This window comes from Streptomyces hoynatensis (assembly GCF_003626535.1).
In the GTDB taxonomy this organism is placed as follows: Bacteria; Actinomycetota; Actinomycetes; order Streptomycetales; family Streptomycetaceae; genus Streptomyces; species Streptomyces hoynatensis.
This window is the reverse complement of the sequence record NZ_RBAL01000022.1, coordinates 83,171-102,809: the sequence shown is the minus strand read 5'-3', so window position 1 is coordinate 102,809 and position 19,639 is coordinate 83,171. Positions and strand designations below refer to the sequence as shown.

Genomic DNA, 19,639 nt, shown 5'->3' with positions numbered 1-19,639 from the left:
CGGATGAAGACCTGGAAGATCCTCCGTGACTGCCGCCGCCGTGGCAACGGTGTCTACTGGGCGGCCATCGGCGTCGCCCACATGCACAACCTCGCCCACGGCTGACCCCTTACGAGACAACCTTTAGGGGCACCGGTCGCCAGGCGTGACAGCGTGGGCACTCACCGTGCGGTGGGGCCTGCCCCGGCGACCGACGCAGAGAACCGCCGCGAATCACGCAGGTGAGGTCCCATGAGCACGCCCCCGCAGCCGCGGTCCGATACCTCGGAACCGCGGCCGACCGCACAGGAACTCGAAGAACTACGCGCACGCCTGGCCGAGTTGACCGAGGAAATCCGCAAGCACCTGGGAGACGGGACGACATCGTGAGCAACGCCGTGTCCGGGGCGATGACATGGGGGCCGAAGGCGCTGCCCGTGCCGTACGTCGTCAAGTGGAGTGGTGAAGACGTCACCGCCGGTGGGGCGTTGACCCTGCGGCCCGGCGGGGAGGGGCTGGCCTACCGGGAGGAGCGGGCCGGGGACCGGGACCGGCACGGGGTGCTGTGGGCCCGGGTGGGGGAGGCGCCCGGCAGCGGGCGGCCCGACTTCCGGGTGATGCACCCGGCCCGGCAGCGGCAGTGCATGGGGGAGCGGCGCTGTCAGGTCTGCGGTGGGCCGGCCGACCGGAACGGGAAGGGGTGGCTGTTCGCGTTGCGGCGGCCGGAGCCGGGGGAGGAGGCGGCGGGGTGGCCCGAGGGGTTGCTGTGCATGAAGCCGCCGGTGTGTGAGCCCTGCGCGCACCTCGCGGTGCAGCACTGCCCGCACCTGGGGGAGCCCGCGTTCGTGCGGGTGCGCAAGCCGCGGGTGTGGGGGGTGTTCGGCGGGCCCTTCGACCGCGAGCTGACCCCTGGCCCGGACGCCTGCCTCCCCTATGGCCGGCAGGCCGCGGCCCGGTGGTTCCTCGCCAACCAGCTGATCGTCGAACTCACCCGCGCCACCCGCGTTCCGGCGCCCTGAAGGGGCCGCCTCACCCGCGCCACCCGCGTCCCGGCTCCCTGGCGCGGGGCGCCTCGCCTGTGTGGGCGGTCAGTGTGGCGGGTGCAGGGGGCAGGGGAGGGAGGGGTCGGCGGGGTGGGGGGAGCAGGCGATGACGTCGAGCGTCAGGTAGCCCGTGCCGCGCAGGTACCAGCCGCCGTGCACGTCCCCGCCGCGGGCGAGGCGTTCGGCGGCGCGGGCCGCGAGGAGGGGGGCCAGCTCCCGGTCGCGTTCCGCCGCGAAGGCCGGGGCCGCGTGGGTCAGCTCGGCCGTGAACCAGGCGGCGGCCTCCTCCGGGTCGCGGCAGGTGCGGGCGATCGCGCTCGCCGGGCGCAGCAGCCAGTCCGCGATCCGCAGCGGGGTGCAGGGGTTGGCGAGGAAGCCGGGCGAGGGCTCGGCGCCGGGCTGACCGGGGGCCGCGGAGAAGGGATGGGGGCGGCGGTCGGCCTCCTGGTCGAAGACGCGGCGCTCGCCCTGCCAGCGGTAGGCGTGGAAGTGCGCGGGGCGGGGGCGTTCCTGGGGCGGGCTCACACCTGGAGGGGTCGTCCCGGCGCGCCCCGTGCTGAAGGCGCCGGTCCGGTGACGCGGCGAGGGGCCGCGGCTCCCGGGCCCGGGAGCGGGAGGGGCGGCCGGGCGCGGACTCCGCCTGGTCCCGCCCGCCCTTTCCCGTTCGGCCCGGGGAGCCCCTGGGCACGCGAGAACAGTAGGAAGCGATCAGAGAACGATCAGAATTTGTGTCCACAAGACAGGCACTGCACGCGGTCGTCCGGGCATGTGGCGCCGCAGTCAGGGCACTGCTTCAACGCGGCCTTTCCTGCCTGTGCGATCCGTTGGTTGGTCATACCGGTGTGTTCCTTCTCCCCAGTTCCGATGGCTTTGGCCGCTCGCCGGCTCCGTGACCTGGCGTCCCCGTGTACCCGCTGCCGGAGCAGCGACTACACGGATTTCCTTCTTCGCCGCCGTGGTGCTGCCGGACGTGCCAGACGTACTGCCGGCGGGCCTGCTCCGGGTCTCCGGTAAGCGCCGATTGCCAGGTGCATGCCGGATTGTCACATGTGTACCGATGGACGGTCCGTGCCACGAGACCGATAGCGATCACCTCTTCCCGCGTAGATGTTGACGGGTTATCGGTGCGGGGACCAGAGGGCGATGAGGTGCGGGAACGGGGCCGCCGCGCCGTGGGGAGGCGTGCGCGGCGGCCCCGTGCGCTGGTCGGAGGGGGTGTGAACGCTCCGGCGCGCGGATCAGGCGGGGGCGGAAGCCCGGTCGAGAAACTTCGTGATCAGCTCCAGCCACTCGGCGGGCGCCTCGATGAACGGCAGGTGCCCGCTGGGGAGTTCGGCCCACTCCGCGCCCGGTATGCCCTCCGCGAGCTGCCGGTGGTGGTGCGGGGTGGCCAGGTGGTCGTGCAGGGTCGAGATCACCAGGGTGGGCACCCGGATGCCGGGCAGGTCGGCGGCGACGTCGGTCCTGCGCACCAGGTCGGCCTGGTCGGCCAGGCCCGGATTGGCCGGGCCCGTGAAGGCGGCGAGCAGCTCGCCGAGCCGCTCCTTCGGCAGGCCGTCGAGGAACGGCGCGCCCGCCCCGGCGAGCAGGGACCACCTCGCGGCGGCGGCCCGGTCCGGCGAGGTGAGGTGGTCGATCATCTCGTCGAGCAGCAGCAGCATCCGCGGCGAGGGGGTGGCGAAGCTCGCGGTCAGGACCAGGGCGGTCACCCGCTCCGGGTGCCTGGCGGCGATGCGTACGGCGAGCGCGCCGCCGAGGGAGTAGCCGAGCACCGCGAAGGTGCCGAGTCCCTCCGCGTCCGCGGCCGCCACCAGGGCGTCGGCGAGCCGGTCGAGCCGGAGGGGTTCCCCGGCGCGCGGGGTGCGGCCCGAGCCGGGGTAGTCGGGGCCCACCACGCGGTGGTGCTCGGCCAGGGCGTCGAGCAGGGGCCCGTAGTTCTCCCGGATGCCGCCGGTCGCGCCGTGCGCGAGCAGCAGGCCCGGGCCCCGGCCGCGCACTAGGCGGTCGAGCGGGGGGAACGCGGGGGTGGTGGGGGAGGTGCTCATGGGGTCTTCCTTTCGGGTTCTCTGGTGCGGAGTTCGCGGTCCCCGGTGCGGAGTTCGCGGTCCCCGGTGCGGAGTTCGCGGTCCCCGGTGCGGAGTTCGCGGTCTCCGGTGGGGAGGTCGCGGTCCCCGGTGCGGAGTTCGCGGTCTCCGGTGGGGAGGTCGCGGACTGTGGTGGGGAGTTGGTCGGAGCGGGTGCGGAACCCGCCTGGGGTGGTGGGGGGTTCGGGGCCGGGCGGGGTGCGGCGGTGGCCGTTCGTGGGGAGGCGGGTGAGGGCGAGGCCGGCCAGCGCGAGCAGGGCGCCCGCGAGGGGCAGTGCCCCGTGGCCGCCTGCCGGTCCGGGGGCGGCGATGAGGAGGCCGCCGAGCCAGGAGCCGCAGGCGATGCCGAGGTTGAAGACGGAGGTGTAGGCGGAGACGGTGAGGGTGGGTGCCCGGCGCGCGGCCAGCACCACCGAGGTCTGGAGGGCGGGCACCAGCGCGAAGGCGAGCAGGCCGAGGCAGAACACGCCCACCGCGGCGGCCGTCTTCTGGTGGCAGGCCAGGGCGAAGGCGGCCAGGCCCGCGGCGAGCAGGGCGATGAGGAACCGCAGGGCGCGTTCCGGCGCGCGGTCGGTCAGCCGCCCGCCGAGGAGGTTCCCGGCCACGCCGCCCGCGCCGAAGACCACGAGCAGCACGGTGACCGCGCGCTCGCCGTAGCCGGTGGTCTCGCCGAGGAGCGGCGCGATGTAGGTGTAGACGGCGAAGATCCCGGCCTCGGTGACCAGGGTGACGGCCAGCAGCCGCAGCACCCGCGGGTCGCGCAGCGCGGCGGCCTCCGCGGCGAGGCCCGGGGCGGCGCGGTCCGCGGCGGTGGGCGTGGGCGTGGCGGTGGGCGTGGGCGTGGCGGTGGGCGTGGGCGCGGCGGTGGGTGCGGGCGTGGCCGGGACCAGGGTGGCGACGGCGGCCAGGGCGAGGGCCCCGGTGGCGGTCAGCGCCCAGAAGGTGCTGCGCCAGCCCTGGGCCTCGCCGAGCCAGGTGCCCAGCGGGGCGCCGAGGACGGTGGCCAGGTTCAGCCCGGCGGAGACGGCGGCCACCGCCCTGCCCCGCCGGTGCTCCGGGACCAGGGCCGCCGCGCTGACCACGCAGATCGCGAAGAAGGTGCCGTGCGTCAGGGCGGTGAGCACCCGGCCGGCGAGCAGCGTGCCGAAGCCGGGCGCGGTGGCGGCGAGCAGGTTGCCGCAGGAGAAGAGGGCGAGCAGGCCGAGCAGCGTGGCCCGGCGCGGGGCGCGCAGCGTCAGCACCGTCACCAGGGGGCCGCCGAGGGTCACCGCGAGCGCGTAGCCGGTGACCAGGAGCCCGGCGGTGGGCACGGACACCCCAAGGTCCGCGGAGAGCGGGGGCAGCAGCCCGACGACCACGTACTCGGCCGTGACCACCACGAAGAGGCAGGCGGCCAGCGCCCCGAGGGCGCCACGGTGCCCGGAGCGCGGGGGTTCGTCACTCATGGCCCGCAGGCTAAAGTCTCACATCGGTGTGAGAGTCAAGCCCGGGTTTCCGCCCCCGCCGCCGGGGCTCAGAGGCGTGCGGCGGCCTCGTCGAGGGAGGCCGTCAGGCGGGTGAGGCGGGTGGCGAGGTCGTGGATCTCGGCGAGGCTGAGGCCCGTTGCCTCGGTGATCTGCCGGGGCACCGGCGCCGTGCGCTCGCGCAGGGCGGCGCCCGCCTCGGTCGGCCGCACGAGCACGGAGCGCTCGTCCCGCGCGCTGCGCTCCCTGCGCACCAGGCCCGCCCCCTCCAGGCGCTTCAGCAGGGGGGAGAGGGTGCCCGAGTCGAGCCTGAGCCGTTCGCCGAGCCGCTTGACCGGCAGCGGGCCGTCCTCCCACAGCACCAGCATCACCAGGTACTGCGGGTAGGTGAGGCCGAGGTCGCGCAGGGCGCGCCGGTAGACGGCGTCGAACGCGCGGGAGGCCGCGTGCAGGGCGAAGCAGACCTGCCGGTCGAGGCGGAGCCACTCCGCCGGCTCCCCGGGCGGCGGGGTCGGCGGGATCGGGGGCGTCGGCGGGGGCGGCGGCGTGCTCATGACTCAAGGGTAGTCGCAGGGTCCGCCATTAAGTTGTGCACAACTTGATTGTGTGCCATGCTTCCGGCGAGAGTCCGGCGCCGCCGGACGGAGCGGAGGGTGGAGAGCAATGGACGTGCTGTACACGGCGGTGGCGATCGCAAACGGCCGCGACGGGCGCGCCGTCAGCTCCGACGGGCTGCTGGACGTGCAGCTGGCGTTCCCGGTCGCGCTCGGCGGCGACGGCAAGGGCACCAACCCGGAGCAGCTGTTCGCGGCGGGCTACGCGGCCTGCTTCTCCAGCGCGCTGGGCGCCGTCGGGCGCGAGGAGAAGGTGGACGTGTCCGACGTCTCCCTCACGGCCGAGGTCGGCATCGGCAAGGACGACACCGGCGGCTTCGCGCTCGCCGTGACCCTGCGGGCCGAGCTGCCAGGGCACCTGGAGAACGAGGAGGGCAGGCGGCTGCTCGAACGGGCCCACCAGGTCTGCCCGTACTCCAAGGCCACCCGCGGCAACATCCCGGTGACCCTCGTCGTCGAGTGACCGCCGCCGGGCCCGCCGCCGGTCAGGCCGCGGGCGGCCCCGCCATCGGCCCCGGCGCCGGGGCCCGGCCGCGCAGGGCGCCGGCCGTGCCCGCCCGGTGGTGGAAGACCCGCCGGTAGGTTGTGGGCGAGACGCTGGTGAGGCGGCGGAAGTGGTGGCGGAGGTTGGGCGCCGTCCCGAAGCCGGAGTGGCGGGCGATCGCCTCCACCGGCTCGTCCGTCGTCTCCAGCAGCTCCTGCGCCAGCCTGACCCGCTCCCGCAGCAGCCACTGGAGGGGCGTGACCCCGAGGGTGTCGCGGAACCGCCGGGCGAACGTGCGCTCGCTCAGGTGGGCCGCCCGGGCCAGCCGCCGCACGGTCAGCGGCTCATGCAGCCGCTCCCTGGCCCAGGCGAGCACCGGGGCCAGGCTGTCGGGCCGCTCCGCGCGCGCGGCCGGCGGCTTCGCGTACTGGGTCTGGTCCCCCTCGCGGTGCGGGGGCACCACCATCCGGCGGGCCACCTCGTTGGCCACGGCCGTGCCCAGGTCGCGGCGCACCAGGTGCAGGCACAGGTCGATCACCGAGCCGGTCCCCGCCGAGGTGAGGACGTCGCCGTGATCCACGTACAGCGGCCCCGGGTCCACCTGCACCCGGGGGAAGCGCCGCGCGAAGTCGGCGGCGTGCATCCAGTGCGTGGTGGCCCGCCGCCCGTCCAGCAGGCCCGCCGCCGCCAGCACGTACACCCCGCCGCACAGGGAGGCGATGCGCCGCCCCCTGCGGTGCGCCTCGCGGACCGCGTCCACCAGCGCGGGCGGCGGCGTCAGCTGCGCGATCCTGTCGCAGGCCGCCACCAGCACCGTGTCGGCGTCGAGCAGGCCCTCGGGGCCGTGCGTGACCGGGAGGGCCAGGCCGTGGGCGGCGCGCACCGGGCCCGGCTCGGCCGCGCACATCCGCAGGCTGTACCACGGGTCCGCCAGATCCCGGCGATCCAGGCCGAACACCTCGCAGGGAACGGCGAGTTCGAAGATGGGGGCGCCGTCCGTCACGGCCAGCGCCACGACGTGCGGGCGGCCCATGGCAGAAATTTATCGCACGTCGTCGTTTCCGCCGATGGCGCCGGCCGGCCCCTGGCGGAAGGCTCCCGGTATGACCACCACGAGCCCGCCCACGGGCGACGCGGCGGGCGGCGTCCCCGCCGCCCGCAAAGGCCCCTCGCCCGCGGGCCCCGCCCCCGACTCGCCCCCAGCCCCCGGCCGCGGCGGCCGTGGCGGGCGCCTCGTGCGGGGCACGGGCGCCCTCACCGCCGTGCAGGGCACGGGCGGCCTCACCGCCGTGCAGGGCACGGCGATGTATGTGGGCGCCGTGCTCGGCACCGGCGTCATCGCCGCCCCCGCCCTCGCCGCCGACGCGGCGGGCCCCGCCTCGCTGCTGGCCTGGCTCGGTCTCGTGCTGCTCTCGGCCCCGCTGGCCGGCACCTTCGCCGCGCTCGGCGCCCGCCACCCCGACGCCGGGGGCGTCTCCACCTACGCCAGGCTGGCCTTCGGCGAACGGGCCGCGGTCGTGGTCGGCTGGTGCTTCTTCTTCGCCGTCCCCGCGGGCGCCCCCGCCGCGGCCATGTTCGGGGCGGCCTACCTCGCGGACGCCCTCGGCGGCGGCAGCGGCACCGAGGCAGCCGCCGCCGCCGGGCTGACCGGGGCGGTCACCCTCGCGAACGCCTTCGGGCTGCGGCTGACCGGGCGGCTGCAACTGGTGCTCTCCGGGCTGCTGGTGACGCTGGTGCTGGCCGCCGTCGCCCTGTCCCTGCCCGAGGCACACTCCGCCAACCTGCACCCCTTCGCCCCGCACGGCTGGGGCGCGGTCGGCTCGGCGGCGGTGCTGCTGGTGTGGAGCTTCGCCGGGTGGGAGGCGATCACGCACCTGGCGGGCGAGTTCCGCCGCCCGGCCCGCGACCTGCCCAGGGCCACGGCGGCGGCCGTGGCGCTCGTGGGGCTGATCTACCTGTCGGTCGCCTTCGCCGTGATCGCCGTGCTGGGCGCGGGCGCCGCCGAGGCCGACGCCCCGCTCGGCGAGCTGATGGCCCGCGGCATGGGCGGCAGCGCGAAGGCGCTCGCCGCGGCCGCCGCGCTGCTGCTGACCTTCGGCACGATGAACGTCTACTTCGCCGGCGCGGCCAACCTCGGCGCCGCACTGGGCCGCGACGGCGCACTCCCGCGCTGGATCGCGGGCGGCAGCGCCGCCGGCGAGGTGCCACGGCGCAGCCTGGCGGTGGTGTCCTCGCTGTCCTTCCTGTCCCTGGGCGTGACCGTGGCGGTCGGGGTGGGACCCGCCCCGCTCGTGCTGCTGACCACCGGCTCCTTCGTGGCCGTGTACGCGATCGGGGTGGCCGCGGCGATCCGGCTGCTGCCCCGGCGCAGCGCGGGGCGCGCGGCTGCGTTCACGGCGCTCGTCGCCGTGGTCGCGCTGCTGCTGATGTCAGGGCGCTACCTGCTGTGGCCGCTCGCCCTGGCCGGGGCGGCCCTCCTCTACCTGCGCCTGCGCGGCGCCTCGCCCACCGGCTCCCCGCCCGCCGGGCCCGCGCCCGGCGCCTCCCCGCCCGCCGCCCGCCGGTAGCGGCCAGGCGGCAGGCCGAACTCCCGCTTGAACGCCTTCGCGAAGGCGAACTCCGAGGCGTAGCCGACCCGTTCGGCCACCCCCCGGATCGGGGTTTCGGTCTGCCGCAGCAGCCGGGCGGCGCTCACCATCCGCCACCAGGTGAGGTACGCCAGCGGCGGGCGGCCCACCAACTCGGCGAAGCGGCGGGCGAAGGGGGCGCGGGACAGGCCCGCCTCGGCGCCGAGGTCCCGCACCGTCCAGCTCCGCGCCGGGTTGGCGTGCAGGGCGCGCAGCGCGGCGGAGACGGCCGGGTCGCGCAGCGCCGCGGACCAGCCGCCCGCCCGCCCCTCGCGCGCGGCGTCCTCGTACCAGGCCCGGAGCGCGTACAGCAGCAGCGTCTCCAGCAGGGCGGGCACCACGCCGTCGCCGCCGGGGCGCCCCGGCTCGGCGAGTTCGGCGCCCAGCAGCTCGATCGTGCCGCGCAGCGCCGGGTGGTGCCCCACCCCGGCCCGCAGGTGCACCACCGGCGGCAGGCTCGCCAGCAGGGGGTGCGGCCTGGCGCGGTCGAGCAGGTACGCGCCGCACAGCAGCACGGTCGGCCCCTCGCCGGCAACGCCCCCCTCCGCCGCGCCCGCGGGGCCGCCGGGTGCAGGGCCGGCGGCTTCGGGTCCGACGGGTGCGGGTTCGACGGGGGCGGGTCCGACGGGTGCGGGGGCGCCGCTTGCGGGATCGCCGAGGGTCAGCAGGCGGCCGGGCGGCGCCTCGCCGCCCCGCGCGTCGGCCAGCTGATGGGCGCTGCCGTGCGGCAGCAGCACCAGGTCGCCCACCCCGAGCCACAGCGGCTCCGCCCCCGCGAGCAGCAGCCGGCACCCGCCGCGCAGCACCACGTGGAAGCCGGCGCCCGCCCCGAACTCCGGGGCCGACAGCCGCCAGGGCGCGTGCAGCCACTGCCGCCCCGAGTGCGGCCGCCCCGCCCGCATGGCGGCCACCGCGTCGCTCAGCACGTCCATGCCGCGACTGTATCCCGGGGCGCAGGTGGGGAGACGATCGGACAGGAAAGACGGGTCTTCCGGTAGGCGGCGTCCTGAGTCTGCGACCCTGCGGCGGGTGCGTACCCGCCGGGCCCCGGCCGGGAACGGGCCAGGCCCCGGTCGGGAACGGGTGGCCGGCGCGGCCGAGGGGGACGGGCGCGGCGCGGGAGGGGGCGGGGGAGCGCGGGCGCGGCCACGGCCGAGGGCGGGCGCGCGGGCGGGGGCGCGTGGGCGGGCGCGGCGCGCGGGGCATCACCTGGGGCGATGGCGGTCATTCCGTGGGCGAATGACCCGGGCGCGGGGGGCCGCGGGTGTGTTCGCATGGTCGCGGCCGGTGGACGGCCGTGGCTTGGGATTCGCGGGCATTCGCGGGATTCGCGGGAGGCAGTTCAGTGGGCGCAGCCAGGCGACGCGTGGTCGTCATCGGTGGGACCAGCGGGATCGGCGCCGCCGTCGCCGAGCGGTTCGCGGCCTCGGGGGCCGAGGTGACGGCGGCGGGGCTCGGGGCAAGCCCGCCCGCGGTCGAACTCGACCTGACGGCGCCCGCGGCCGTGGAGGCGTTCTTCGCCCCCTTCGACTCCCTGGACGTGCTGGTGAACGCGGCCGGGGTGCTGCACCGCGACGAGGAGCTGAGACCCGAGGTCTTCGCCGACGTGCTCGCGGTCAACCTCACCGGGACGATGCGGGCCTGCGCCGCCGCCAGGCGCCCGCTGGCCGCCGCCCGCGGCTGCGTGGTGAACATCGCCTCGATGCTCAGCTTCTTCGGCGGCCCGCGGGTGCCGGCCTACTCCGCGAGCAAGGGCGGCATCGTCCAGCTCACCAAGGCGCTCGCCGTCGCGTGGGCCGCCGACGGGGTGCGGGTCAACGCGGTGGCGCCCGGCTGGATCAGGACGGCGCTCACCGCCGGGCTGCGTCAGGAGCCGGGCGCCGACCGCCGGATCATCGAGCGCACGCCCATGGGCCGCTGGGGCGAGCCCGCCGAGGTGGCGGGCGCGGTCGCCTTCCTCGCCGGGCCCGACGCGGGCTTCATCACCGGCGCCGTCCTGCCCGTGGACGGCGGCTACCTGGCCGGCTGACCCGGGCCGGGCCACCGTTCCCCGCCGAGCCCCGCCGAGCCCCGCCGAGCCACGCCGGCCCCCGCCGAGCCCGCCGAGTCGCCGTCCCCCGTCCCCTCACAACAGGAAGGACCCCCATGATTCCCGTCTCCACCGACTATCCCGACGAGATAGCCGTCGCCGCCAGGCCCGCCGACGAACGGGTCTGGGTGCCGCAGGCCCCGAACGTCTGGTTCCGGCCGCTGATGTTCAACACCGTCACCGGCCAGTGGTGCAACCTGCTCAAGGTCACCGCCGCGGGCATCGTCTCCCGGCACCGCCACCCCGGCGCCGTCTTCGGCTACGTGATCGAGGGCCGCTGGCACTACCACGAGCACGAGTGGGTGGCCGAGAAGGGGCACTTCGTCTACGAGCCCCCGGGCGAGATCCACACTCTTGCGGTCCCCCCGGATTGCGACTATATGATCACGCTGTTCAATATTTCGGGCGCAATGGTGTACGTCGACGAGGCGGGACGCCAGACCGGCTACGAGGACACCTTCACCAAGATCGACCTCTGCCGCGCCCACTACGAAAGCGTGGGTCTGGGGCGCGACTACGTGGATCAGTTCATCCGCTGACCGAGCGCGCGGCGCCAGGGCCAGGAGGTCGGCGTGGATCTCTCAAGTGCCTACAACTACCGGCTCGACTGGATAGCGAGCTTCGTGGCCGTCGCCCGCGAGGGCGGCTTCTCGGCCGCGGCCAAGTCCCTCTACCGCTCCCAGCCGCGGGTCAGCAGCCACATCGGCGAGCTGGAGAACGTGCTCGGGGCGAAGCTGTTCGACCGGTCCGTGCAGCCCGTGGCGCTCACCCCGGAGGGGCGGGCGCTGCTGCCGCACGCGGAGGAGATCCTCTCGCGGCTTGAGGTCTTCTCCGAGGTCGCCGGCGCCGCGGACGGGGTGGTGCGCGGGGAGGCGCGCGTCGGCATGTACCCCAGTGCCGCCGCGTTCCTCTACCCCGCGCTGGTCCGCAGGCTGCGGCGGACGGCGCCGACCGTGCGCACCACCCTCGTCGAGGGCCCCACCCTGTCGCTGGAGAACCTGCTGGCGGCCGGGGACATCGACCTGGCGCTGCGCCCGGTGCTGCCGCTGGTGCGCGACGAGCGGCTGATGAACCGGTGGCTGTGGAGCGAGCCGCTGGTGGTCGTGGTGCCCACCGGGCACCCGCTGGCCGGGCAGGGACCCGTGCACCTGCGGCAGGTCGCCTCCTACCCGCTGGTCACCATCGGCGAGGCCGCCGAGGACAGCCCGCGGCAGTTCGAGACCAACCTGGCCTTCGCCGAGGCGGGCATCCGGCCGGTGATCGCCTTCCAGACCAACCAGCCGCAGACCCTGGCCTCCCTGGTGCGCGGCGGCCTCGGCGTGGGCGTCACCAACGCGCTCGCGATGATGACCGCCAACTGCGCCGGAGTGGAACTGCTGCCGCTGGCCGAGAGCCACATCCAGCGCCACGTCGCCCTGTGGTGGCGCGCCGACCGGGGCGAGTCGCCGGTCGTCGCCCTGCTCAAGGACACCATCGCGGCGCTGCCCGCCCCCCGCCTGCCGCAGGCTCCCGCCGCGGACCGGGCCGCGGCCTGAGGCCGGCGCGGGCCGGCGCGGGGCCGACGTGTGGCGCCGTGCGCCGGTCGGTGCGCGGTGCGGCGTGCGCGGTACGGCGGGTGCCGGCGCGGCCCCGGCCGTGACCGGCGCCACGGGAAAACCCGCTTGAGCCCGCCCCCCGCGCTGCCGTAGGTTGCCCGCGGCCCCTGCGCCGTGCAGCCGATCGCCGAGAGGGCGTTCGGCCGGAAGACCGCCGTGAAGACGGCCGTGAAGACAAGAGGACGGCATCGCGTGACCCCGCCCGCGCTCTAGACCCGACGCCCTTTCCTTCGGCATTTCTCGCTCACCTGTAGCCGACGGCACCGCCGCCGGTCCCGCCGGGCTGCCCTTGCGCGCCCGGGCCTACAGCGTGTGAGGCCGCGCGCAATCGGCCTCGTGTCAGGTCTAGAGAGCTCATGTCTTCACCACCTCATACCGTGCTGCCCTGGGTCGTGCGCCGGACCAGGCTGCCGCTGCTTTCGCTGCGGTGCGTGGACTGCCCCTCGGGGTCCGCCACCACCGGCGAGGGCAGGTTCCGCGTCAACGCCAACGGCAAGCTGCTGGACGTGTGGCTGCTGGTCCGCTGCACCTCCTGCGACCGGACGAGCAAGCTCACCGTCCACGAGCGGGTCCCGGTCAGATCCCTCGATCCGGCCGAGCTCGACGGCTACCACGCCAACGACGCCGCGCTGGTGGCGTCCAGGCTGCTGGACCCGCTGCTCGCCCACCGCAACCGCTTCGCCCTCGACTGGTCGGGGGCCTGGCGGCTGGACGCCCCGCCCGCACCGCCGGAACGGGCATGGCCCTTCCGGGTGGAGGTCCGCTTCGAGGACCCGGTGCCGGTGCGCCCGGAGCGGCTCATCGCCCACGGGCTCGGCCTCAGCAGGAACGAGGTCCTGCGCCGGGTCAAGTGCGAGGTGCCGCCGCGCCGTACCCGAAGCAGCGACTTCGCCTTCACGGTGCTGCCCGGCGAGTAGCGCCACAACGCCGCAGGCCCGCGGGCACGGCATCGGCCGCGCCCGCGGGCCAGGGCGGTGCCGGGCCCGCGGGCCCGGGGGGCGTCAGAAGCCGTTCGCCCGGGTGACCCGCGCGAACCAGGTGGCGCTGTCCTTCAGGGTGCGCCGCTGGGTCGCGTAGTCCACGTGGACCAGGCCGAACCGCTTGCTGTAGCCGTGCGCCCACTCGAAGTTGTCCATGAGGCTCCACACGAAGTAGCCCCGCAGGTCGACGCCCTCGGCCAGCGCCCGGTGCGCGGCGGCGAAGTGCGCCTCCAGGTAGGCGCGGCGCTCCTCGTCGTGGACCCGCCCGTCCGCGGTGAGCTCGTCCGCGAACGCCGCGCCGTTCTCCGTCACGTACAGCGGCACGCCCGCGCCGTACTCGTTCCACACCCGGGTCAGCGTCTCGTACAGGCCGTCCGGGTCGATCTCCCAGCCCATCTCGGTCACGGGCAGCCCGCGCTTGACGAACTCCACGTCCTCGGCCGCGACCCACGGCGAGGGCCCCGAGCCCTGGCCGCCGGCGCGCACCACGTGCCGCGTGTAGTAGTTGACACCGAGGAAGTCCAGCGGGGTGGAGATCGTGTCCAGGTCGCCCTCGCGGACGTGCTCGGTGCCGGTGACCTGGGCCAGGTCCTTCAGCACGTCCGCCGGGTAGGAGCCGCGCAGCAGCGGGTCGAGGAAGATGCGGTTCATCAGGCCGTCGATCCGGCGGGCCGCCTCCCGGTCCTCCTCGCCGTCCGTCACCGGGTCGACCGGGTACAGGTTGACCGTGATGCCGAGGCTGCCCGCGCCCTGCTCGCGCAGCGCCTTGACAGCCAGGCCGTGGCCGAGCAGCAGGTGGTGGGCGGCGCGCACCGCCGCCGCGCCCTCGGTGCGGCCGGGGGCGTGGATGCCGCCCGCGTAGCCGAGGAAGGCCGCGCACCACGGCTCGTTCAGCGTGGTCCAGTCCGTGACCCGGTCGCCGAGCCGCTCGTGGATCAGGGCGGCGTACTCGGCGAAGCGCTCGGCGGTCTCCCGCTCCGGCCAGCCGCCGGCGTCCTCCAGGGTCTGCGGCAGGTCCCAGTGGTACAGCGTCACCCAGGGGGTGATGCCCTGCTCCAGCAGGCCGTCGACCAGGCGGCTGTAGAAGTCGACGCCGCCCGGGTTGAGCCGGCCGCGTCCCTCGGGCTGGATGCGCGGCCAGGCCAGCGAGAAGCGGTAGTGGGTGACGCCGAGTTCGGCCAGCAGCCCCAGGTCCTCCGGGTAGCGGTGATAGTGGTCGACGGCGACGTCCCCGGTGTCACCGTCCCTGGTCTTGCCCGGGGTGTGCGCGAAGGTGTCCCAGACGGAGGGCAGCCTGCCGTCGGCGTGGACGGCCCCCTCGATCTGGTAGCTGGCGGTGGCCGTGCCCCAGGCGAAGCCTTCGGGGAACCGGACGGTGTTCGGGTTGTCAGTCATGGCGAATGTGCTTCCATGTGTGGGTCGTTGCCGGTCGTGCCGGAATCGGTGAACGGCGCGGGGAGAGCGCCCGCGCCCATCCCCCACGCCGCGGCGGGGAGAAAACCGGCGCTGATCGACACTGATCGGCGCTGATCGGATGCGGCGGTCAGAACTGCCAGTGGTCGGCAGGGGCAGCCAGCCCGTCGAGGGTATGCCACAGCTCCTCGGGAATCGGCCGGCGGGCCAGCCGGACGGTCTCCTCGACCCGTTCCGGCCGGGTCACCCCGACGATGGTCGAGGCGATGCGCGGGTCCCGGGTGGAGAACTGGATGGCGGCGGCGGCCAAGGGAACGCCGTGCCCGGCGCAGGCGGCCTCGATCCGCCGCACCTGGGCGAGCACCACGGGATCGGCCTCCGCGTAGGCGTACCTGCCGTGCCCGGCGGCGCCCTTGGCGAGGATGCCGCCCCCGAAGGGCGCCCCGTTCAGCACCGCGAGCCCGGCCGCGTGGGCGGCGTCGATCAGCTGGTCGGCCGAGCGGTCGATCAGCGTCCACCGGTTGTGGGTGAGCAGCACCTCGAACACGCCGGTCGCCACGTAGCGCGCCATCAGCCCGACGGGGCCCCCGGCCACGCCGATGTGCGCGGCCAGGCCCTCCTCGCGGATGCGCACCAGCTCCGCCACCGGCCCGCCCTTGGCCATCGCCTCCTCGAAGGGGATGTGCTCCGGGTCGTGCAGCAGGAGCAGCTGGAGCCGGTCGAGGCCCAGCCGCTCCAGGCTGCCCTCCAGCGAACGGCGCACCTGGGCGGCCGAGTAGTCGCCGCTCGCCCCGTCCCGGTCCACCTTGGTGGACAGCACGAAGCCGGGTGGCAGCCCCCCGATCTCCGCCAGCGCCCTGCCGATGACGCGCTCGCTGCGCCCGCCGCCGTACCCGGCCGCGGTGTCCAGGAAGCACACCGGGCTGCGCAGCACGCGGCGCACCGTCTCGACGGCCCGCTCCTCGGGCACCTCGTAGCCGAAGGCGGCCGGCATGCCGGCCAGCGGCCCGCCGCCGAAGCAGATCTCGGGGACCCGCAGGCCGGTGCCGCCGAGCTCGCGCAGCGGCAGCACGCTCTCGTTCGCGGTCATCGGGCGGGCACCTGCCGTAGCGGCACCCCGTCGGGGTCGGCCGCCCCCAGCGTGGCCCCGTCCGCGGCCAGGCCCAGGGCGCGCAGCCCCAGCCGGTCGCCCGCGGGCGGCGCCGGCTCGGTCGGCGCCTCGGGCGAGGTGAAGGTGAAGACCTCGAGCACCGCGTCCCCGGCCTGGAGGTAGTCGATCACGAAGCCGCGCGGGTCGCGTTCGTGCACCAGGCGGCCGATCACCGGGTAGCCCAGGCCGTCCCGGTAGAAGTCCAGGGTGGCGTCGAGGTCGGCGACGGTGACGGCGACGTGGTCGAAGACCGGGCCCGCCGCGGCCGGCCTGGCCCGCGCCAGCTCCCGCTCCCTGTCGGCCAGTTCCGGGGTGGTCACCGAGTGGTAGTGCAGATGCCCGTCGATGATCTCCAGCAGGGTGCCGTCCGGGTCCTGGAAGAAGGCCAGGTTGACCTCGCCGACGGCCGCGGTGGGCTCGACGGCGAACTCGACCCCGGCCGAGCGCAGCCGCTCGGCCTGCCGGAACACGTCGCCCACCTTCAGCCCGACGTGCCGCATCCCGCGCTGGAGATCGTCGCGCCGCCAGCCGCCGAGGGTGCCCTCCCGGGTCTCGACGAGCTTGACGAACGCGCCCTGGGCGTCGAGCCAGTGCACCCCGGGCGCCGGCGGCTCTGGCCCCTCGGGCACCGGCCGCAGCCCCAGCAGGCCGCAGTAGAAGTCGAGGGAGCGGGTCGCGTCGCCGACCCCGATCTCCACGTACGACATGCCCTTCGCGGCTCCCGCCCCGGGGGCGTGGGGGAACCGCGGGTCCCCGGGGGCCTGTGGATTCGTGGGGTTCATGCGGGGAATCCTTTCCCGGCTTCCGGTGGGAAGCCGTCAGTTCTTGACCGCGCCGAGGGTCAGCCCGGCGACGAAGCGCCGCTGCATGCGCACGTACACCACGACGATCGGCAGGATGGACATGGTCAGCGAGGCGCACAGCAGCGGCCAGTCGGTGGAGTGCTGGCCGACGACCGAGTACAGCACCGGCTGCAGCGGCAGGTCCTCGGGCTGCTGCAGGAAGGTCTGCGCGAACAGGAACTCGTTCCAGGTGTTCATGAACTGGAAGATGACGACCGTGGCGGCGCCCGGCGCGGCCAGCGGCAGCATCACCCGCAGGAAGATGGCGAACTCGCCCGCGCCGTCCACGCGCGCGGCGTTCACCAGCTCCCTCGGCAGGGTCTCGAAGAAGGCCCGCATCAGGAACATCGCGAAGGGCACCGAGGTGCCGATGTACACCATGATCAGGCCGCCCTGGCTGTTCAGCAGGCCGAGGGTGTCGAGTTCGAGGAACAGCGGGATCACGATCGCCGTCACCGGCAGCATGATCGAGGACAGCAGCGTGACGTAGATGACCTGCTTGCCGCGGAACTCCAGGTGGGCGAAGGCGTACCCGGAGAGCGTGGCGAGGGCCACCACCCCGGCCACCGTCACCGCCGTGATGACGAGCGTCACGAGGAAGTGCCGGGGGAAGTCCAGGCCGGTCCACGCCTCGCGGTAGGCGTCGAAGGTGATCTCGTCCGGGCTGGGGAAGAAACCGCCGCCGAAGACCGTGTTGCGCGGCCTGAGCGAGGTCAGCAGCATCCACACCAGCGGGTAGGCGGAACCGGCGGCGACCACGAGCAGGGTGAGGTATCCGAGGGCGCGCCCCAGGAGCGCGCGCGGGCGGCGCCGCGCCCTGGCCTGCGCGGGGAGCGCGGGCGCGGCGGCGGCGCGTGGGCTAGAAGACATCGCGGGCCCTCCGGTTGACGCGCACCTGGACCAGCGTCGCCACCAGGCACAGGACGAAGACGATCATGCTGATGGCCGTGGCGTAGCCGAAGGAGGGGACGGCGCCTGCGGAGGAGCCGAAGGCCAGGCCGTAGAGGTAGGTGCCCAGCACCTCGGAGGCCCGGTTGGGGCCGCCGCCGGTCATCACGTAGATCACGTCGAAGGTCTTGAAGCCGTTCACGACGTTCAGCAGGACGACGACGGCGATGACGTTCCTGAGCATCGGCACGGTCACGTGCCGGAACTGCCGGGCCGGCGAGGCGCCGTCGATCCGCGCCGCCTCGTACAGCGCGGGGTCGATGCCCTGGAGGCCGGCCAGGAAGATCAGCATGTAGAGCCCGGCGGCCTGCCACAGCGAGACCAGCACGAGGGCGGGCAGCACCGTGGAGGGGTCGGCCAGCCAGGGGTGGGCGAGCGAGCCGAGGCCGAGGTCGTCGAGGAACCGGTTGAGCAGGCCGAAGTTCGGGTCGTAGACCATCTGCCACAGCGAGCCGGTGACGACGAACGACACCACCGCGGGCACGAAGATCACGGTGCGGAACACCACCCCGAACCGCCAGCCGCGGTTGAGCAGCACGGCCAGCAGCAGCGGCACCACGGTCTGCAGCACGGTGCAGGCCAGGGTGAAGAACAGCGTCGTCCACAGGGCGTCCCAGAAGACCGGGTCCGACATCAGGTGGTCGAAGTTGTCCAGGCCGATGAACTCCGGGTCGCCGAAGCCGGACCAGCGGGTCAGGCTCAGGTACATCGAGCGCAGGAACGGGTAGGCCACGAAGACGGCGAAGCAGGCCGCGACCGGCAGCACGAACAGGTAGCCGGCCAGCGCCGCCGAGCGCCCCCGCCCACCCCGGCGCCCGCCCCGGCGCGCGAGGCGGCCGGGGGGCGCGGCGGGGCGCCGCTGGGCTGTCGCGGTGGCCATCAGCGGTTCGCCGCCCGCTCGACCCCGGACTGGATGTCCGCGGCGGCGTCCTGGGGGCTGGAGTCGCCGCCGAGCAGGGCGGAGACGGCGTTCGAGGCGGAGTCGGAGGAGCCGGGGCCCATCAGGATGTGCGGGGCGCCGTCGCCGTCGAGGAGCCAGGAGGTCATCTCGGCCAGCACCGGGTCGGCGACCTGCTGGGCGGCCTCCTTGGTGCAGGGCATCGAGTTCGAGTCGTTCATGACCTGCGTGTACCGGTCGTTCTCGAACATGAACTGGAGGAACTCCAGGGCGGCGTCCTTGTTCTTGCTGGTCTCGCTGACCGCGAAGGCCGCGCCCGCCTGGTTGGCGCACCAGTGCCTGGCGCCCGAGCTCAGCGCCGGCGTCTTCATCACCCGGTAGTTCTCCACGAATTCGGGCGGCGCGTCCTGCACGAAGTCCTGCGGCACCCAGGAGCCCATGAAGAGCATCGCGGCCCGGTCCGTGTACAGCATCTGCTCGCCCTGGGCGGTGGTGATGCCGTTCGGGTTGTCCGCCAGCGCCCCCTCCTCCTGGAGCCGCTGCACCAGTTCCAGGGCCTGCACCACCTCGGGGGCGTCCCACTTCTTGCCGTTGCGCTGGAGATCGAGGTCGAGCAGCAGCTGCGGATCGTCGGCGACCTGGGTGATCAGCGGCAGGAAGAAGTCCAGGCCGTTGGTGCCCGGGTTGTTGGAGAGCACGCAGGGCTGCACGCCGCCGTCCCGCAGCGCGGCGGCCACCTCGATCAGGTCGTCCCAGGTCTCGGGGACGTCCACGCCCGCCTCCCGGAAGCGCTGCGGCTGGTAGAAGATGCCGAAGGTCTGGGCCATCCAGCCGACCGCGTACTGCTTCCCCTCGTCGGTGAACAGGCCGTTGGCCGAGGGGAAGAAGCCGTCCAGGAAACCGGAGCCGAGCTCGGCCGCCAGGTCAGCGGTGATCCCGGCCCTGCCGTACTCGATGGCGAGCACGTGCGGGGCGAAGATCTCCGGCGGGTCCCCTGCCGCGACCGCCGACTGGAGCGCCGGCAGGAAGCTGTCCGGGTCGCCGAACTGCCGGTTCTCCACCGTGATGTTCGGATGCGACGCCTCGAACTCCTCCACCAGCTGCGGCCACTGGTCGCGCTGCTGGTCGTACCAGTGCCAGAGCCTGACGGTCGCCTTTCCCGAAGACGAGCCACCGGAACCGCCGCCGCAGGCGCTCAGCACGGGAGCCGCGGCAAAGGCGGCGGCCCCGAGCACGGAGCCTCGCAGGAGCTGCCGCCGACTCGGTCTTCCCGAATGTGCGTGCGACACCATGACGCCCTCCGACTTCGTGTCTGTGAGTCTTGACGAGCGACAGTCGGGCCGTGGGCCATGGCCTGTCATGGGTTATCGCGGCACCGGATGGCCCCTATTCGCTCGCCGGCCACCCGCTCCCGGGCGGGTCCCACGTGG

General features: G+C 74.7%; 19 protein-coding genes and 1 pseudogene. 8 read left to right on the top strand and 12 right to left on the bottom strand.

Annotated features, from left to right (window positions below; genetic code table 11):
• Both D7294_RS27025 and D7294_RS27020 read left to right on the top strand, forming a co-directional pair.
• Nucleotides 1-105: pseudogene (locus tag D7294_RS27025) on the top strand (IS5/IS1182 family transposase); the annotation flags it as partial.
• Nucleotides 106-365: 260 nt separating this feature from the next.
• The gene (locus tag D7294_RS27020) at nt 366-998 is read left to right on the top strand and encodes a hypothetical protein (RefSeq protein WP_120684344.1); all 633 of its coding nucleotides are present in this window, start codon (nt 366-368) and stop codon (nt 996-998) included.
• A 69-nt stretch (nt 999-1,067) separates the two neighbouring features.
• Here the strand turns inward: D7294_RS27020 and D7294_RS27015 are convergent, their stop codons facing one another.
• The 4 genes from D7294_RS27015 to D7294_RS27000 all read right to left on the bottom strand — a co-directional run bounded on the left by D7294_RS27015 (nt 1,068) and on the right by D7294_RS27000 (nt 5,123).
• Nucleotides 1,068-1,547 carry a hypothetical protein gene (locus tag D7294_RS27015; RefSeq protein WP_120684342.1) on the bottom strand — a complete coding sequence of 160 codons (480 nt, stop codon included), beginning with the start codon at nt 1,545-1,547 and terminating at the stop codon, nt 1,068-1,070.
• 713 nt (nt 1,548-2,260) lie between these two features.
• Nucleotides 2,261-3,067, bottom strand: a complete 807-nt coding sequence (locus D7294_RS27010; RefSeq protein ID WP_120684340.1) for an alpha/beta fold hydrolase — start codon at nt 3,065-3,067, stop codon at nt 2,261-2,263.
• On the bottom strand, nt 3,064-4,551 hold the full coding sequence (locus D7294_RS27005; protein ID WP_206619571.1) for an MFS transporter: 1,488 nt from the start codon (nt 4,549-4,551) through the stop codon (nt 3,064-3,066). Before D7294_RS27005 ends, D7294_RS27010 begins: the two co-directional genes overlap by 4 nt.
• Before the next feature lie 68 nt (nt 4,552-4,619).
• Nucleotides 4,620-5,123, bottom strand: coding sequence for a MarR family winged helix-turn-helix transcriptional regulator (locus tag D7294_RS27000; RefSeq protein WP_120684338.1), 504 nt, complete (start codon nt 5,121-5,123; stop codon nt 4,620-4,622).
• A 109-nt stretch (nt 5,124-5,232) separates the two neighbouring features.
• Between D7294_RS27000 and D7294_RS26995 the strand changes: the two genes are divergently transcribed.
• A complete protein-coding gene (locus D7294_RS26995; RefSeq protein WP_120684336.1) occupies nt 5,233-5,646 on the top strand; it encodes an organic hydroperoxide resistance protein in 414 nt (137 codons plus the stop codon).
• A gap of 22 nt (nt 5,647-5,668) precedes the next feature.
• Here D7294_RS26995 and D7294_RS26990 read toward each other — a convergent pair whose 3' ends face one another.
• Nucleotides 5,669-6,700, bottom strand: a complete 1,032-nt coding sequence (locus D7294_RS26990; protein WP_120684333.1) for a GlxA family transcriptional regulator — start codon at nt 6,698-6,700, stop codon at nt 5,669-5,671.
• 70 nt (nt 6,701-6,770) lie between these two features.
• Here D7294_RS26990 and D7294_RS26985 point away from each other — a divergent pair, with 70 nt between their 5' ends.
• Nucleotides 6,771-8,234 (top strand): APC family permease, encoded by a 1,464-nt coding sequence (locus tag D7294_RS26985; RefSeq protein ID WP_120684331.1) that lies wholly within the window; start codon nt 6,771-6,773, stop codon nt 8,232-8,234.
• Here the strand turns inward: D7294_RS26985 and D7294_RS26980 are convergent.
• The gene (locus D7294_RS26980) at nt 8,147-9,226 is read right to left on the bottom strand and encodes an AraC family transcriptional regulator (RefSeq protein ID WP_120684329.1); all 1,080 of its coding nucleotides are present in this window, start codon (nt 9,224-9,226) and stop codon (nt 8,147-8,149) included. The two genes, D7294_RS26985 and D7294_RS26980, sit on opposite strands and share 88 nt — an antisense overlap.
• A 434-nt stretch (nt 9,227-9,660) precedes the next feature.
• Here D7294_RS26980 and D7294_RS26975 point away from each other — a divergent pair, with 434 nt between their 5' ends.
• The 4 genes from D7294_RS26975 to D7294_RS26960 all read left to right on the top strand — a co-directional run bounded on the left by D7294_RS26975 (nt 9,661) and on the right by D7294_RS26960 (nt 12,895).
• On the top strand, nt 9,661-10,323 hold the full coding sequence (locus D7294_RS26975) for an SDR family NAD(P)-dependent oxidoreductase (RefSeq protein WP_241562649.1): 663 nt from the start codon (nt 9,661-9,663) through the stop codon (nt 10,321-10,323).
• Nucleotides 10,324-10,439: 116 nt separating this feature from the next.
• Entirely contained in the window at nt 10,440-10,922 is a 483-nt protein-coding gene (locus D7294_RS26970; RefSeq protein ID WP_120684325.1) for a 2,4'-dihydroxyacetophenone dioxygenase family protein, read from the top strand.
• A 33-nt stretch (nt 10,923-10,955) separates the two neighbouring features.
• Nucleotides 10,956-11,918, top strand: a complete 963-nt coding sequence (locus tag D7294_RS26965; RefSeq protein WP_120684322.1) for a LysR family transcriptional regulator — start codon at nt 10,956-10,958, stop codon at nt 11,916-11,918.
• Between the two features lie 416 nt (nt 11,919-12,334).
• Nucleotides 12,335-12,895, top strand: coding sequence for a DUF1062 domain-containing protein (locus tag D7294_RS26960; protein ID WP_120684320.1), 561 nt, complete (start codon nt 12,335-12,337; stop codon nt 12,893-12,895).
• A gap of 84 nt (nt 12,896-12,979) precedes the next feature.
• Here D7294_RS26960 and D7294_RS26955 read toward each other — a convergent pair whose 3' ends face one another.
• The 6 genes from D7294_RS26955 to D7294_RS26930 form a co-directional block, all read right to left on the bottom strand.
• Nucleotides 12,980-14,353, bottom strand: a complete 1,374-nt coding sequence (locus tag D7294_RS26955; RefSeq protein WP_120684318.1) for a GH1 family beta-glucosidase — start codon at nt 14,351-14,353, stop codon at nt 12,980-12,982.
• A gap of 148 nt (nt 14,354-14,501) precedes the next feature.
• Nucleotides 14,502-15,461 carry an aldo/keto reductase gene (locus D7294_RS26950; RefSeq protein WP_174248451.1) on the bottom strand — a complete coding sequence of 320 codons (960 nt, stop codon included), beginning with the start codon at nt 15,459-15,461 and terminating at the stop codon, nt 14,502-14,504.
• Complete coding sequence (locus tag D7294_RS26945; protein WP_120684316.1) at nt 15,458-16,303, bottom strand: VOC family protein; 846 nt, start codon at nt 16,301-16,303, stop codon at nt 15,458-15,460. Before D7294_RS26945 ends, D7294_RS26950 begins: the two co-directional genes overlap by 4 nt.
• 36 nt (nt 16,304-16,339) lie before the next feature.
• Nucleotides 16,340-17,233 (bottom strand): carbohydrate ABC transporter permease, encoded by an 894-nt coding sequence (locus D7294_RS26940; RefSeq protein WP_120684314.1) that lies wholly within the window; start codon nt 17,231-17,233, stop codon nt 16,340-16,342.
• Nucleotides 17,223-18,191, bottom strand: a complete 969-nt coding sequence (locus tag D7294_RS26935) for a carbohydrate ABC transporter permease (RefSeq protein ID WP_120684312.1) — start codon at nt 18,189-18,191, stop codon at nt 17,223-17,225. The genes D7294_RS26940 and D7294_RS26935 overlap by 11 nt, the downstream gene beginning before the upstream one ends.
• Nucleotides 18,191-19,444 carry an ABC transporter substrate-binding protein gene (locus tag D7294_RS26930; protein WP_158674701.1) on the bottom strand — a complete coding sequence of 418 codons (1,254 nt, stop codon included), beginning with the start codon at nt 19,442-19,444 and terminating at the stop codon, nt 18,191-18,193. The genes D7294_RS26935 and D7294_RS26930 overlap by 1 nt, the downstream gene beginning before the upstream one ends.
• Nucleotides 19,445-19,639: the final 195 nt, after the last annotated feature.